Annotated in this window: 13 protein-coding genes and 2 pseudogenes; all 15 read left to right on the forward strand. The window is 45.9% G+C overall.

Going from position 1 to position 16,056, the window contains the following annotated elements:
* Positions 1 to 28: 28 nt before the first annotated feature.
* The 15 genes and pseudogenes from FFV08_01615 (at position 29) to FFV08_01685 (ending at position 16,020) form a co-directional block, all read left to right on the forward strand.
* Positions 29 to 1,486 (forward strand): PTS ascorbate transporter subunit IIC, encoded by a 1,458-nt coding sequence (locus FFV08_01615; protein ID QLB51489.1) that lies wholly within the window; start codon positions 29 to 31, stop codon positions 1,484 to 1,486.
* Positions 1,487 to 1,533: 47 nt separating this feature from the next.
* Complete coding sequence (locus FFV08_01620) at positions 1,534 to 1,812, forward strand: PTS sugar transporter subunit IIB (GenBank protein ID QLB51490.1); 279 nt, start codon at positions 1,534 to 1,536, stop codon at positions 1,810 to 1,812.
* Between the two features lie 148 nt (positions 1,813 to 1,960).
* Positions 1,961 to 2,446 (forward strand): PTS ascorbate transporter subunit IIA, encoded by a 486-nt coding sequence (locus FFV08_01625; GenBank protein QLB51491.1) that lies wholly within the window; start codon positions 1,961 to 1,963, stop codon positions 2,444 to 2,446.
* 53 nt (positions 2,447 to 2,499) lie between these two features.
* Positions 2,500 to 3,165 (forward strand): 3-dehydro-L-gulonate-6-phosphate decarboxylase, encoded by a 666-nt coding sequence (locus FFV08_01630; GenBank protein ID QLB51492.1) that lies wholly within the window; start codon positions 2,500 to 2,502, stop codon positions 3,163 to 3,165.
* A gap of 3 nt (positions 3,166 to 3,168) precedes the next feature.
* Complete coding sequence (locus FFV08_01635; protein ID QLB51493.1) at positions 3,169 to 4,032, forward strand: L-ribulose-5-phosphate 3-epimerase; 864 nt, start codon at positions 3,169 to 3,171, stop codon at positions 4,030 to 4,032.
* Positions 4,032 to 4,733 carry an L-ribulose-5-phosphate 4-epimerase gene (locus tag FFV08_01640; protein QLB51494.1) on the forward strand — a complete coding sequence of 234 codons (702 nt, stop codon included), beginning with the start codon at positions 4,032 to 4,034 and terminating at the stop codon, positions 4,731 to 4,733. The genes FFV08_01635 and FFV08_01640 overlap by 1 nt, the downstream gene beginning before the upstream one ends.
* Before the next feature lie 176 nt (positions 4,734 to 4,909).
* Positions 4,910 to 6,619, forward strand: coding sequence for a transcription antiterminator (locus FFV08_01645; protein ID QLB51495.1), 1,710 nt, complete (start codon positions 4,910 to 4,912; stop codon positions 6,617 to 6,619).
* A gap of 319 nt (positions 6,620 to 6,938) precedes the next feature.
* On the forward strand, positions 6,939 to 8,030 hold the full coding sequence (gene ulaG, locus FFV08_01650) for an L-ascorbate 6-phosphate lactonase (GenBank protein ID QLB51496.1): 1,092 nt from the start codon (positions 6,939 to 6,941) through the stop codon (positions 8,028 to 8,030).
* Positions 8,031 to 8,328: 298 nt separating this feature from the next.
* A complete protein-coding gene (gene tkt / locus FFV08_01655; protein ID QLB51497.1) occupies positions 8,329 to 10,305 on the forward strand; it encodes a transketolase in 1,977 nt (658 codons plus the stop codon).
* 178 nt (positions 10,306 to 10,483) lie between these two features.
* Entirely contained in the window at positions 10,484 to 10,819 is a 336-nt protein-coding gene (yajC, locus tag FFV08_01660; GenBank protein ID QLB51498.1) for a preprotein translocase subunit YajC, read from the forward strand.
* 230 nt (positions 10,820 to 11,049) lie between these two features.
* A pseudogene (locus tag FFV08_01665) lies at positions 11,050 to 11,798 on the forward strand (isoprenyl transferase).
* A gap of 18 nt (positions 11,799 to 11,816) precedes the next feature.
* On the forward strand, positions 11,817 to 12,620 hold the full coding sequence (locus FFV08_01670; protein ID QLB51499.1) for a phosphatidate cytidylyltransferase: 804 nt from the start codon (positions 11,817 to 11,819) through the stop codon (positions 12,618 to 12,620).
* Positions 12,621 to 12,708: 88 nt separating this feature from the next.
* Positions 12,709 to 12,822 (forward strand): annotated as a pseudogene (locus FFV08_01675) (hypothetical protein).
* 25 nt (positions 12,823 to 12,847) lie between these two features.
* Positions 12,848 to 14,104 (forward strand): RIP metalloprotease RseP, encoded by a 1,257-nt coding sequence (rseP, locus tag FFV08_01680; GenBank protein QLB51500.1) that lies wholly within the window; start codon positions 12,848 to 12,850, stop codon positions 14,102 to 14,104.
* A 65-nt stretch (positions 14,105 to 14,169) separates the two neighbouring features.
* Positions 14,170 to 16,020, forward strand: a complete 1,851-nt coding sequence (locus FFV08_01685; protein QLB51501.1) for a proline--tRNA ligase — start codon at positions 14,170 to 14,172, stop codon at positions 16,018 to 16,020.
* Positions 16,021 to 16,056 lie beyond the last annotated feature (36 nt).

Consider the following 16,056-nt stretch of genomic DNA (forward strand, 5'->3'; position numbering starts at 1 on the left):
GAAAAATAAAAAATAAAGGGGAGTTACCATGAATATCCTTCTTAATATTCTAAATTGGTTCTCGCAGAACATTCTGCAAAATCCAGCTTTCTTCGTTGGCCTTTTAGTGCTAATCGGTTATGCATTGCTTAAGAAACCGGCCCATGATGTGTTCGCCGGTTTCATTAAAGCCACGGTCGGCTATTTGATTCTTAATGCCGGAGCAGCCGGTCTGGTGAATACTTTCCGGCCAATTCTGGCAGCCCTGAACTTTAAGTTCAAAATCGGGGCGGCGGTGATTGATCCTTACTTTGGATTGACAGCGGCGAATACAAAGATTGCGGAAGAATTTCCAAGCTTTGTTGGGACAGCCACAACAGCTCTCTTGATCGGCTTTGGCTTCAACATCCTATTAGTAGCTTTCCGTAAGGTTACTAAGATTCGGACTCTCTTCATCACTGGTCATATCATGGTTCAGCAGGCTGCTACTGTATCACTGATGGTGCTCTTGCTGGTGCCGCAGCTGCGCAATAGCTGGGGAACTTTGGCTATCGGCCTTCTCTGTGGTCTCTATTGGGCTGTTAGCTCCAATATGACTGTCGAAGCTACTCAGCGTTTGACTGGCGGTGGTGGTTTCGCCATCGGCCACCAGCAGCAATTTGCCATCTGGTTTGTTGATAAGGTTGCTCCTTTCTTTGGTAAAAAAGAAGAAAATCTGGACAATCTGAAGTTGCCTAAGTTCCTGTCTATCTTCCATGATACAGTTGTTGCTTCTGCAACTTTGATGCTAGTCTTCTTCGGTGCCATCCTCTTAGTCTTGGGCCCAGATGTTATGGCCAACAAAGAAGTTATCACGACAGGTACACCATTTGACCCTGCCAAGCAAGACTTCTATATGTATATCATTCAGACAGCCTTTACCTTCTCTGTCTATCTCTTCATCCTCATGCAAGGGGTGCGTATGTTCGTATCTGAGCTGACTAATGCCTTTCAAGGTATTTCAAGCAAGCTTTTGCCAGGTTCCTTCCCTGCGGTGGATGTGGCAGCGTCTTATGGATTTGGCTCACCAAATGCCGTTCTCTCTGGCTTTGCCTTTGGTTTGGTTGGTCAGCTGATTACCATTGTACTATTGATTGTTTTCAAAAATCCAATCCTGATTATCACTGGTTTCGTTCCTGTTTTCTTTGACAATGCAGCGATTGCAGTCTATGCCGATAAACGTGGTGGCTGGAAAGCAGCCCTTGTCCTATCATTTATTTCAGGTGTGCTGCAGGTAGCCCTTGGTGCTCTCTGCGTGGCACTGCTGGGCTTGGCTTCTTATGGCGGATATCACGGTAATATCGACTTTGAAATTCCATGGTTAGTTTTTGGCTACATCTTCAAATATCTGGGAATTATCGGTTATGCTCTGGTTTGCTTCTTCTTCCTGCTCATTCCTCAGCTGCAATTCGCTAGAGCTAAGGATAAGGAAGCCTACTATCAAGGTCAGGTACAGGCAGAAGACTAAATTTCTATGACTATAAAATAAGATTTAAGATTTCGGAGGAAACTAAAATGGTTAAAGTATTAACAGCATGCGGAAATGGCATGGGATCATCTATGGTGATTAAAATGAAAGTGGAAAATGCACTTCGTAATTTGGGACAAACAGACTTTACAGTCAATTCTTGCAGTGTCGGAGAAGCTAAAAGCTTAGCTTCGGGCTACGATATTGTCATTGCTTCTCTGCATTTAATCCATGAATTGGAAGGCCGAACCAATGGAAAATTAATCGGCTTGGACAACCTGATGGATGATAAGGAAATCACTGAAAAATTAAGTCAGGTATTGTAAGAATTTTTATCTATAAAGATGGGTTCTCAGTTAGGGTGGGGTGGTTAGGCTGCCCCACCTTCCTATATTATCTATTGTGAGATTGAGCAGGGGTTAAAATTCTGGAAAGGATTGAGGATGCCCCTTGTATCTAATGAAAGGAAGAGAAATGAATTTAAAACAAGCATTGACAGACAACAAGTCTATTCGTTTGGGTCTTTCAGCCGCAACTTGGCAGGAAGCGGTCAAACTGGCTGTAGAGCCCTTGATTGAGAGCGGTGCTGTTCAGCCTCAGTACTACGATGCTATCGTCGATTCGACAGAAGAATATGGACCTTATTACATTCTCATGCCGGGCATGGCGATGCCTCATGCCAGACCAGAGGCTGGGGTTAATCGCGACGCTTTCTCCCTGATCACACTGATAGAACCAGTCACTTTTTCAGATGGCAAGGAGGTTAGTGTTCTGCTTTCTTTGGCGGCTACCAGCTCCAAGATTCATACCAGCGTGGCCATTCCGCAGATTATTGCACTTTTTGAGCTGGAAAATTCCATTGAGCGGATTAAGGCTTGCAAGAGTGATGAAGAAGTGCTGGCTCTGATAGAGGAATCAAAGGACAGTCCTTACTTGCAGGGCTTGGATCTGGATTCCTGATGGATGCTCAGAAAGACTAGAAAATGATTGAAACTAAGAAGTGAGGTAAAAAGATGTCAAAACAGATTCCAAATTTACAGGTAGCATTGGATCATTCGGATTTGCAGGGAGCCATCAAGGCTGCTGTTTCTGTCGGCCATGAAGTAGATGTGATTGAGGCAGGAACGGTCTGTCTCTTGCAGGTGGGAAGCGAGCTTGTTGAAGTGCTCCGTAGTCTTTTTCCAGAGAAAATCATCGTGGCTGATACCAAGTGTGCGGATGCTGGCGGAACCGTAGCTAAAAACAATGCAGTACGTGGTGCAGATTGGATGACCTGTATCTGCTCAGCAACTATTCCAACCATGAAGGCAGCCTTGAAAGCTATTCAGGAAGAGCGCGGCCAACGTGGGGAAATTCAGGTCGAACTCTATGGAGACTGGACCTATGAACAGGCTCAGACTTGGCTGGATGCAGGTATTTCGCAGGCTATTTACCACCAATCCCGCGACGCTCTTTTGGCTGGGGAAACTTGGGGAGAAAAGGATCTTAATAAGGTCAAGAAACTGATTGAGATGGGCTTCCGTGTATCAGTGACAGGCGGTCTGAATATTGATACGCTCAAACTCTTTGAAGGAGTTGATGTCTTCACTTTTATTGCCGGCCGCGGCATTACCGAAGCTGAAGATCCAGCTGCTGCTGCGCGGGCCTTTAAAGATGAAATCAAGCGAATTTGGGGGTAGGCCATGGCACGTCCAATTGGAATTTATGAAAAGGCGACACCCAAGCATTTTTCTTGGCCTGAGCGTTTAGCTTTTGCCAAAGAACTAGGCTTTGACTTTGTCGAAATGTCGGTGGATGAGTCGGATGAACGTCTAGCTCGCCTTTCCTGGTCTAAGGAGCAGAGGCTAGAGTTAGTAAAGGCCATTTATGAAAGCGGCGTCCGCATTCCGACCATATGCTTTAGCGGGCATCGGCGCTACCCGCTGGGTTCCAATGATCCAGAGCTGGAAGCTAAGTCACTGGAAACTATGAAGCAGTGTATCGAGCTGGCTCAGGACTTGGGAGTACGGGTCATTCAGCTAGCAGGCTACGATGTTTATTATGAGGAGAAATCTCCTGCAACTCGTGCCCGCTTCCTGAAAAACCTCCGCCAGGCTTGTGATTGGGCGGAGCAGGCTCAGGTCATGCTGGCGATTGAGATTATGGATGATCCTTTTATCAACAGCATTGAGAAATATCTGGCTGTCGCGAAAGAAATCAATTCGCCTTATCTCTTTGTCTATCCGGATACAGGAAATGTCTCTGCCTGGCACAATGACCTTTACAGTGAGTTTCTGCTGGGACATCAAGCCATTGCAGCCCTACATTTGAAAGATACCTATGCCGTGACCGAGCAGTCCAAAGGCCAGTTTCGTGATGTGCCTTTTGGCAAGGGCTGCGTTGACTGGGAAGAAATGTTTGCTGTCCTCAAGCAGACCAATTATCAGGGGCCTTTCCTTATCGAAATGTGGTCTGAAAACTGTGAGACAGTAGAAGAAACAAAAGCAGCCATTCAGGAAGCCAAAGACTTCCTCTATCCACTCATTGAGAAAGCGGGGTTGATGTAATGCTCTTACCAGAATTGAGAAAACGTGTTTATGATGCCAATGTAGCCCTGCCCCAGCACGGTTTGGTCAAATTTACCTGGGGCAATGTCTCTGCGATTGACCGAGAGGATGGCTACATCGTGATTAAGCCTAGCGGAGTCCCTTATGAAAAGCTGTCGCCAGAAAATATGGTAGTTACAGATTTGGACGGGCGTGTTGTAGAAGGAGAGCTTAATCCTTCCTCTGACCTTCCAACCCATGTGGAACTCTATAAGGCCTTCCTTAAGATTGGCGGAGTTGTTCATACACACTCGACAGAGGCTGTTGGCTGGGCTCAGGCTGGTCGGGATATTCCTTTTTACGGGACGACTCATGCGGACTATTTCTATGGTCCCATTCCAGCGGCTCGTTCTCTGACTGAGGATGAAATCAACCGCGCCTATGAGTTGGAAACAGGTAGTGTGATTATCGAGACCTTCCGCGAGCGCGACATTGACCCAATGGCAGTGCCTGGCGTCACCGTGCGCAACCACGGTCCTTTCACTTGGGGTAAGTCGCCGGAAGAAGCAGTCTATCATAGTGTTGTACTGGAAGAAGTGGCTAAGATGGCACGTTTTACAGAGCAGATTAATCCACGTGTCGAGCCAGCACCTAAATATCTGATGGACAAGCACTATTTGCGCAAACACGGTCCTAATGCCTATTATGGACAGAAAGGCTAAGCAAAGTTTACTAGAAATACTTTTACGGCAAGTTGGAGAGAACAGATGCTCTCTCCTTTTGTCGTTTTAGCAGTAGGTCGTCTGGGGAGGGGATTAGGTTGGCTTGTCATGTCTCGTTCATCATATTGTAATATCCTAATGTTATAATGTCCTGTAAATTTTTTAAAGGAGGAATCATGATTTTACTGGATAAAACAAGTTGTGAACTCTTGCGCTACCTGATTGGGCTGCAAGAAGCAGCCACTATTATGACTATTTCCCGAGAGCTGGGCCAGTCGCGCAGAAAAGTTTACTATCATTTGGAAAAAATCAATGATGCTCTGGCGGACTATGAAGAAGAAATCGTTAGCCAGCCGCGGATAGGGATTTTACTGACAGAGCAGCAGAAGAATCTGTGCCGAGACTTGTTGCTGCATGTGGATACCCATAGCTATATCCTGAGTGCAAATGAGCGCATGCAGCTCGTATCCCTCTATATCTGTACGGCCAAGGAGCGAGTAACCATCGAAAAGCTGATGGATTTGACAGATGTCTCGCGCAATACCGTGCTCAATGACCTAAACGATATCCGCAATCAACTGGCGACGGAGCAGTATTTAGTTAACCTCTATTCTACCAAAGCCAGAGGCTATTATCTGGACTGCCATCCTCTCAATAAAATTCAGTACGTACACTCGCTGCTCTATCACATTTTTATTGAGGGCAGCCAAGCTTTCGTAGATGTTTTAGTGAAGAAGTTCAAGGAACTCTTTGATGGAGAGGTGCTCCTATCTAGTCAACTACAGAGCTTCCTCAGTCAGCAAGTCCCTTTAGTAGAGCAGGACTTGGGCAAGAAAATCAACAGTCATGAGATTGGCTTTATGCTGGAAGTGCTGCCTTATCTGCTGCTCAGCTGTCGCAATATGGAGCTGGAAGCGAAAGAAGAGAACAGCATCTCTCAGGAATTTAGCCTCATTCGCAAGCGGATCGAGTATCGGGTGGCCAAATTCTTAAGTGAGCGTATGGAGCACGAGCTAGCCATTCGGCTGAGTGATATTGAAATCTCACTTCTAGCCGTGCTTTTGCTGTCTTATCGTAAGGATAAGGATATTCATGCGACCAGTCAGGATTTTGCCCAGCTGCAGGAAGCTCTGGAGGCCTTTCTCTGGCGTTTTGAAGCTTCTTCCTATGAGATTGAGAACTGGGATGACTTGCTGCGCAATCTCCTAACCCATTGTAAGGCTTTGCTCTTTCGCAAGACTTACGGCATCATGTCCAAAAATCCGCTCACGTGTCTTATAAAGACTAAGTATGCTGACTTGTTTGCTTTTACCAAATCCTCTGCTGTGATTCTAGAAGAGGCGTGGTTTGTGACGCTTACAGACGATGATATTGCTTATCTGACTATCCATATTGGAGGCTCTTTGAAAAATAGCCAAGCAGAGCAGCAGGATAATCGACAAATCTATTTGGTTTGTGATGAAGGATTGGGACTTTCAAAGCTACTGCTGAAACAGTGCCGTTATTACTTACCCAATGAGCGTTTGGAAGCTGTCTTTACAACAGAACAGTTCAAAAGTGTTGAGGATGTGCTCACTGCTGATCTGCTTATCACCACCAATGAAGATCTAGAAACAGACCTACCAGTCATTCAGGTTCATCCGATTTTGGATCATGAGGATATTCTCAATATCAGTCATTTTGTCAAGGCTCAGAGTCCCGAACAAGCCAGCACTTTTAATCATGATTTGGAAAAACTGCTATCAAGCTATGTCAAAGATGTCAGCCGCTCACAGGAGTTAAAAGAAAAGATTCAAAAATTAGTCCACGAGAAACTGCTGACTAGCTCCGCTGAAGACGCAGAAGACTGGATGAAAAATATTAGAGAGTGGGACAGAAATCGGTAATTCGTTAGAATTCGATTTCGCCGTCCCACCTCCGCACAGTTGAGTAGGGCTGTAAAAGCTGATGAAATCAGCGTAATAGAGCCCACTCAACCACTGCGTCTTGCTCGACAATCCAAAGACAATTGAGGAGGCTAGGACTTTTGTCCCAGCCTCTTTTAGCTGAAAAAGGAATATTTTCTTAAAAGTGGGATAAGAACAAGTCTTGCTTCATAGTCCAGTTTTGAACACAGGACTGTGTTTTATTTGGTCTTTTTTTCTCCCCTGAGGCAGACTATACTAGAAGCATAGAAATCAATCATTTTTTGAGGAGGAATGGACTATGCCGAACGTGAAAGACATTACCAGAGAATCTTGGATTTTGTCAACTTTTCCAGAATGGGGCACTTGGCTCAATGAAGAAATTGAAGAAGAAGTGGTGCCAGAAGGCAACTTTGCTATGTGGTGGCTGGGCAACTGCGGTGTCTGGATTAAGACGCCGGGCGGTGCCAATGTAGTCATGGACCTGTGGTCTAACCGCGGAAAATCAACCAAAAAGGTCAAAGATATGGTCAGAGGGCATCAAATGGCTAATATGGCCGGTGTCCGCAAGCTGCAACCGAATCTGCGCGTGCAGCCTATGGTGATTGATCCTTTTGCTATCAATGAACTAGATTATTATTTGGTTTCTCATTTCCATAGCGATCACATTGACATCAATACCGCAGCGGCTATTGTCAACAATCCTAGCTTGGACCATGTTAAGTTTGTCGGACCCTATGAGTGCGGCGAGATTTGGAAAAAATGGGGTGTGCCTGAAGAACGCATCATCGTTATCAAGCCAGGTGAAAGCTTTGAGTTTAAGGACATCAAGGTGACAGCTGTTGAATCATTTGACCGTACCTGTCTGGTGACCCTGCCAGTCGAAGGTGCTGAAGCTCAAGATGGGGAACTGGCTGGACTGGCTGTGACCGATGAAGAAATGGCACGCAAGGCAGTTAACTATGTCTTTGAAACACCAGGCGGAACTATCTATCACGGTGCAGATTCTCACTTCTCTAACTACTTTGCTAAGCACGGTAAGGACTTCCAGATTGATGTAGCTATCAATAACTATGGTGACAATCCTGTCGGTATTCAGGACAAGATGACTTCTATCGACTTACTGCGTATGGCTGAAAACCTGCGGGCTAAGGTCATCATCCCAGTTCATTATGATATCTGGTCCAACTTTATGGCTTCAACCGATGAGATTTTAGCCTTGTGGAAGATGCGCAAAGAACGTCTTCAATATCAGTTCCATCCATTCATCTGGGAAGTGGGCGGCAAGTATACCTACCCTCTGGACAAAGATAGAATCGAATACCATCATCCTCGTGGCTTTGATGACTGTTTCGAGCAAGAGTCCAATATTCAATTTAAAGCCCTCCTTTAAAATTCTTTGAAAATCTTTCAAACCTTGTCAGCCCTGCCATGCTGTGGTCAAATTCAGTCCTTGGTTAGCTTTCTAGTTTGCTTTTAGATTTTCATTGATTATAAAATGTTTTTTCTACTTGATGAGGCATGAGTTCAGATGAATGAAGGCTTCAGAAAGTATCCGATGAGATTATCCCTATCTTGCGATATAGGGATAATTTTCATATAATAGATATGAGACAATTTTTCGTTTCTACGACCATTGTTTATCCTGTTCTGATGTCAGAACAGGTCATAGTAAAAATAAGGAGAATCCAATGTCACAATTATCAGTTAATGCCATTCGCTTTTTAGGGATTGACGCGATTGAAAAGTCTAAGTCAGGTCACCCTGGTGTAGTCATGGGCGCTGCGCCGATGGCTTACGACTTGTTTACTAAACAACTGCGTATTAATCCAGAACAGCCAAACTGGATTAACCGCGACCGCTTCGTCCTATCTGCAGGACATGGCTCTATGTTGCTTTATGCCTTGCTTCATCTGTCTGGCTTTAAAGATGTCAGCATGGAGGAAATCAAAAACTTCCGCCAATGGGGTTCTAAGACACCAGGTCACCCAGAGTTTGGGCATACAGCTGGTGTTGATGCCACTACTGGCCCGCTAGGGCAGGGTATTTCTACAGCTACTGGATTTGCTCAGGCAGAGCGTTTCTTGGCTGCCAAGTACAATCGTGAAGGCTATCCAATCTTTGACCATTACACTTATGTCATCTGTGGTGATGGCGATTTGATGGAGGGGGTTTCAGCTGAGGCTGCTTCTTACGCTGGTCTGCAAAAGCTGGACAAGCTGGTTGTTCTCTATGATTCAAATGATATCAACCTAGATGGAGAGACCAAGGATTCCTTTACAGAAGATGTTCGTGCCCGCTATGAAGCCTATGGTTGGCATACTGCCTTGGTGGAAGACGGAACAGACCTTGCAGCGATTGATGCAGCTATCAATGAAGCTAAAGCTTCTGGCAAGCCATCTTTGATTGAAGTTAAGACGGTTATTGGTTACGGTTCTCCAAACAAGCAAGGAACTAATGCTGTTCACGGCGCGCCTCTTGGAGCAGAAGAAGCAGAAGCTACTCGTCAAGCCTTGGGCTGGGACTATGCCCCGTTTGAGATTCCTGAGGAAGTCTATGCTGACTACCGTACAAATGTAGCAGAGCGTGGTGCAGCGGCTTACGATGCTTGGAAACAGTTAGTGGAGGACTACAAGCAAGCCCATCCAGAATTGGCGGCAGAAGTAACAGCCATCATTGCTGGTCAGGATCCAGTAGAAATCAAACCAGAAGATTTCCCAGTACTTGAAAATGGCTTCTCTCAAGCAACCCGTAATTCTAGTCAGGATGCCCTCAATGCAGCAGCTAAGGTCCTTCCAACTTTCCTCGGCGGTTCTGCTGACTTGGCTCATTCCAATATGACCTACATCAAGGAAGACGGTCTGCAGGATGATGCCCACCGTCTCAACCGCAACATCCAATTTGGTGTGCGCGAGTTTGCTATGGGAACAATTCTCAACGGTATGGCGCTTCATGGTGGTCTTCGCGTTTACGGTGGTACCTTCTTCGTCTTCTCAGACTATGTCAAGGCAGCTGTCCGTTTGTCTGCCCTGCAAGGTTTGCCAGTGACTTATGTCTTCACACACGATTCTATTGCAGTTGGTGAAGACGGGCCAACTCATGAGCCGATTGAGCATTTGGCTGGTCTGCGTGCCATTCCAAACCTGACTGTTTTCCGCCCAGCAGATGCGCGTGAAACTCAGGCGGCTTGGTACCTAGCTCTTAAGAGTCAATCCACTCCGACTGCTCTGGTCTTGACCCGTCAAAATCTAACAGTTGAAGACGGCACAGACTTTGACAAGGTAGCTAAAGGTGCTTATGTGGTCTACGAAACAGGGGCAGACTTCGATACAATCTTGCTGGCTTCTGGTTCTGAGGTTAATTTGGCTGTTGCAGCTGCTAAAGCACTTGCAGCAGAAGGTGCTAAAATCCGCGTGGTCAGCGTGCCATCAACAGAGCTTTTTGATGCTCAAGATGCAGCCTACAAAGAAGAAATTCTGCCAAATGCAGTTCGTCGCCGCGTAGCGATCGAGATGGCAGCTAGCCAGCCTTGGTACAAGTATGTCGGTCTGGATGGTGCAGTTATCGGAATTGACCAGTTCGGTGCATCTGCTCCAGCAAGCAAGGTGCTTGAAGAATACGGATTTACAGTTGAGCACGTAGCAGAAGTTGTTAAAAATCTTAAATAAAAAGACATAAAATCAGGGTGCTGGTCATCCTGATTTTTGCTTTTTTAGAAAATGTCGTTAGGTCAGTCATTCTTCCTCCGACTTGAGATGGACTTTGCCTGAAAAGTCAGAATCATCTTGTAAAAATAAGGGAAATCTGCTATAGTAGTTCATATATCATATTCGAAGGAGAAAATAAATGAATCCAACTATGCTTATTGTCTTTGCGGTTGTACTGATAGGGATGACCTATTTCCAAATGCGTGCTCAAAAGAAACAGGCTCAGCAGCGTATGGAAAGTCTTAACAAGCTGCAAAAGGGTTATGAAGTCATTACCATCGGTGGTTTGTATGGAACGGTAGATGAAGTCGACACAGATAAAAAGACAGTTGTTCTGGATGTGGACGGTGTTTATCTGACCTTTGAACTGACAGCTATTAAGACTGTACTGCCATTGACTGAGGGGATTCCTGCTGTTGCTGACGGTGAAGGAAGCGTTGACCTTCCTGAGGAAGAATCAGCGATTGAAGAGTAAAGAAATAAACAGCTTGCGGGCTGTTTTTTTGTTTTGGTTCATGTAGCTAGGAGGTGTTTGATTGCAACCTTATCTGCCTCGCAGTTTGGACAGGCTGGGTGAGTTTGGATTCTCTGGTTGACATTCTGTCCTTATTTTATGCTCTCGGGCTTGAAAAAGCGGATGAATTGCCCACATTCCAAGGATTTATGATATAATGAACTGACAAAACTTTAAATAGGATAAAAAGTATGTTTAGTTTTAAGAAAAAAGAAAAGCTGAACGCACCGCTGAATGTTCCAAAACACATTGCTGTTATTATGGACGGCAACGGCCGTTGGGCCAAAAAAGGATGCAGCCGCGCGTGTTCGGCCATAAGGCTGGCATGGAAACCCTGCAAAAGGTAACGATTGCTGCCAAGGAAATGGGTGTTCAGGTCTTGACTGTCTATGCCTTTTCAACGGAAAATTGGTCTCGGCCGGAAAAGGAAGTTTCCTTTATCATGAATCTGCCAGTTGAATTTTACGACCGCTATGTGCCGGAGCTGCACAAGAACAATGTAAAAATCCAGATGATTGGTGATACGGCTAAGCTCCCTAAGGCGACATTTGAAGCTCTGGAAAAGGCTGAAAGCCTAACCAAGCTCAATACAGGTTTGATTCTCAATTTTGCCCTCAACTACGGTGGTCGATATGAGATCAATCAGGCTGTTAAAGAGATTGCTCAAGATGTGTTAGATGCCAAACTCAGTCCTGGCGACATTACTGAGGAAGTCATTGGCAACTACCTCTATACCAGCAACTTGCCTAAGATGCTGCGTGATCCGGATCTGGTGATCCGGACCAGTGGAGAGCTGCGTCTCAGCAATTTTCTGCCTTGGCAGTCAGCCTACAGTGAGCTGTATTTTACGGATATCCTCTGGCCTGACTTTGATGAGAAGGCTTTGAAGGCTGCAATTGCAGAATACAGCCGTCGGAATCGACGCTTTGGCGGTGTTTAAGGGAGAAAGTAAAAGAGTATGAGTAAAAATTTACAAAAACGTCTAATCTTTGGAGGAATCGCTCTTGCTATTTTTATTCCTCTGGTATTGACAGGAGGCGTCATCTTTCAGATTTTTGTGGGACTGCTGGCTATGATGGCGGTGCATGAATTTCTCCAAATGAAAGGTCTGCCGACAGCGACAATCGAGGGTGTCTTGGCCATGCTGGCAGCCTTTGTCCTAACCCTGCCTCTGGAGAACTATCTGAAGTTTCTGCCGGTCAATGGCAATGTCGTGGCCTATGGCTTGGTCGTCTTTCTTCTGTTGATTTCGACTGTTCTAGGTTCCAACTACACCTTTGAAGATGCGGCTTATCCGATTGCGGCTAGTTTTTATGTCGGTCTTGGTTTTAATGCCTTGATTGATGCCCGCTTGATGAGTATTGACAAGGTTCTGCTAGCTCTCTTTATCGTCTGGGCTACTGACAGTGGAGCTTATCTGGTCGGGGTGCGTTTCGGTAAAAGAAAGCTGGCGCCAAGAGTTTCTCCTAATAAGACTATTGAAGGCAGCCTTGGCGGCATTCTATTAGCTGTTCTAGTGACTGGAATCTTTATGTTGGTTCGACCGCAAGTGTATGGACCTTATAATGCCTTTGTCTTTTTAATTCTGGCAGTGCTCTTTAGTATTGGCGGCCAGTTGGGTGATTTGGTCATAAGCTCAGTCAAGCGTCATTTCGGGGTCAAGGATTCTGGTAAATTCATTCCTGGTCACGGCGGTGTCTTGGATCGTTTTGACAGCCTTCTCTTTGTCTTTCCGCTGATGCATTTCTTCGGCTTGATCTAAGACAGTCGTGAATGGCTGAAAGCAAGGGATGGCAAGCTTGTCCAAAGACCGCACAATCTGAGAAGGAACTGGGATTTGGAGCTCAAAAATTTTGAGTTGAGCTTCTACCCTATTTTCAAAAGTGTCAGTTATGCAGGGGCGGGAAGCTCGGTATTTGGCCGTTTTCTGCTCCTTCTTTGATTTAAAGAAAAAAACAAGATTTCTAGGAAAGGTAAAATTAGAAGTTCATGCAGTTTATAACCTTTATTATTATTTTTGGGATCATTGTGGTGGTCCATGAGTTCGGACACTTCTACTTTGCGAAGAAGTCCGGCATTTTGGTCAGAGAGTTCGCTATCGGTATGGGACCCAAGATTTTCTCCCATATTGGCAAGGACGGGACGGCCTATACGATTCGGATTTTACCCTTGGGAGGCTATGTGCGCATGGCCGGCTGGGGGGAAGACTCCACTGACATTAAAGTGGGGACACCGGCTAGTCTGACCTTGGATGCAGAGGGCAAGGTAGTTCGCATCAATCTCTCTGGCAAAAAGGTTGACCAGACAGCTCTGCCCATGAATGTGACCGGCTTTGACTTTGAGGAAAAGCTGGAAATCACAGGTCTGATCCTTGACGAGCTCAAGACTTATGCAGTAGATCATGATGCAACGATTGTTGAAGAAGATGGCACTGAGGTGAGGATTGCACCTCTGGATGTTCAGTATCAGAATGCTAGCATCTGGGGTCGCCTCATCACCAACTTTGCTGGGCCTATGAATAACTTCATCCTGAGCGTGCTGGTATTTATGCTGCTGGCCTTTGTTCAGGGCGGCGTTCGTGATGAGAACAGCAATCATTTTCAAGTCATGGATGGTAGTGCTATAGCAGCTGCTGGGGTTCAAAATAATGACCAAATCCTTAAGATTAATGACTATGAGATTGGCAACTGGGCGGATCTAACCAGCGCTCTGGCGAAAATCACAGCCAAGAGTAAGGAAGCGCCGACCTTGTCTGTTACCTACAAACACGGCAGCGAAACGAAAGAGATTACCGTACAGCCTAAAAAAGACGGCAATCGTTATCTGCTAGGGGTATCTCCAACGGTCAAGACAGGCTTTTGGGACAAGGTGATTGGCGGCTTTACTGCAGCTTGGTCTACCACGGTTCGCATTTTGTCAGCTCTGAAAGATATCGTCTTCAACTTCAATATCAATAAGCTGGGCGGTCCGGTCGCTATTTACAATTTCAGCAGTCAGGCTGCAGAGCAAGGCTTGCCAGCAGTACTCAGCCTTTTGGCCATGCTGTCGCTCAATATCGGTATTTTCAACCTGATTCCCATTCCAGCCTTGGACGGTGGAAAAATCGTCCTCAATATTCTGGAGGCTATCCGCAGAAAACCACTGAAAAGAGAAACGGAGACCTATATCACTCTGTCTGGAGTGGCTATTATGGTCATCTTGATGATTGCCGTTACCTGGAACGATATTATGAAATTATTCTTCTAAGAGCCTAAGGTTCATAGAGCCATGAAAAAGAAATTATTCAATGAAAGTCAAGGAGTTTTGTTTTTATGAAACAAAGTAAAATGTTAATTCCAACCCTGCGTGAGATGCCTAGTGATGCTCAAGTTATCAGCCACGCTCTGATGCTGCGGGCTGGCTATGTCCGTCAGGTTTCAGCTGGGGTCTATTCTTATCTGCCGCTGGCTAATCGCGTGATTGAAAAAGCAAAAAAAATCATGCGGGAAGAGTTTGACAAGATTGGGGCAGTTGAGATGCTGGCGCCTGCCCTGCTCAGTGCAGACCTCTGGCGCGAGTCTGGCCGTTATGAGACCTATGGTGAAGACCTCTACAAGCTAAAAAATCGTGAAAAATCCGACTTTATCTTGGGGCCAACCCATGAGGAAACCTTTACGGCTATCGTCCGTGATTCGGTTAAATCCTACAAACAGCTGCCGCTCAATCTTTATCAGATTCAGCCTAAATACCGCGATGAAAAGCGTCCTCGTAACGGACTCTTGCGGACGCGTGAATTTATCATGAAAGATGCCTACAGTTTCCACGCTAACTATGACAGCTTGGATGTAGCTTATGATGAATACAAGTCTGCCTATGAGAAAATCTTTACCCGCAGCGAGCTAGATTTCAAAGCTATTATCGGTGATGGCGGTGCTATGGGGGGCAAGGACAGCCAAGAATTCATGGCCATTACGCCGGATCGGACGGATTTGAACCGCTGGGTGGTCTTGGACAAGTCTGTAGCCAGCTTTGATGAAATTCCTGAAGATGTTCAGGAAGCTATTCGGACAGAATTGACCAGCTGGATGGTATCTGGTGAGGATACCATCGCCTACTCTAGTGAGTCCAGCTATGCTGCCAACCTTGAAATGGCGACGGATGAATACAAGCCGGCAGGACGTGTCGTGACTGAGGAAGAAGTAGCTCGCGCTTCAACGCCTGACTGCAAGACAATTGACGAAGTTGCTGCCTTCCTTGGGCTGGATGAAAGCCAGACAATCAAGACTTTAGTTTACATGGCTGACGAGTCTCCTGTCGTGGCACTTCTGGTCGGTAATGACCAGCTTAATGAAGTCAAGCTAAAAAATCATTTGGCAGCGGATTTCTTTGACGTAGCTAGTGAAGATCAAGTCCGTCAACTCTTAGGAGCAGGATTTGGCTCACTAGGGCCAGTCAATCTGCCAGAAGGCGTGAGAATCATCGCTGACCGCAAGGTGCAAGATCTGGCTAACGCTGTGGTGGGTGCTAACGAAGATGGTTACCACCTGACTGGTGTCAATCCAGGCCGTGACTTTACCGCTGAGTATGTGGATATCCGTGAGGTTCGTGAGGGTGAAATTTCGCCAGACGGCCAAGGTGTTCTCAAGTTTGCTCGTGGGATTGAGATTGGACACATCTTCAAGCTGGGAACTCGCTATTCTGACAGCATGAATGCTAATGTCTTGGACGAAAATGGCCGAGCAGTACCGATGATTATGGGTTGTTACGGTATCGGTGTCAGCCGTCTCCTGTCCGCTGTTATGGAGCAGCATGCCCGTCTCTTTGTCAATAAAACTCCTAAGGGTGAATTCCGCTATGCTTGGGGCATCAACTTCCCGAAAGAGCTGGCACCATTTGATGTGCACTTGATTCCGGTCAATGTCAAGGACGAGGAAGCCGTGGCTCTAACTGACCAAATCGAAGCTAACTTGCTAAGTGCTGGTTATGAAGTCTTGGTGGATGATCGCAATGAGCGCGCAGGTGTTAAGTTCAGCGACAGCGATTTGATTGGTCTCCCAATCCGTGTGACAGTTGGTAAGAAAGCTGCAGAAGGCATTGTCGAAGTCAAGATTAAGGCTACTGGCGATACCATTGAAGTCCACGCCGATAATCTGCTAGAAACCTTGTCGATTTTGACAAAATAAAACAAACTGCCAGTTTTGTCTGGCAGTTTTCTTTTG

Origin of the sequence: Streptococcus sanguinis, assembly GCA_013378335.1 — a bacterium.
GTDB lineage: Bacteria > Bacillota > Bacilli > Lactobacillales > Streptococcaceae > Streptococcus > Streptococcus sanguinis_I.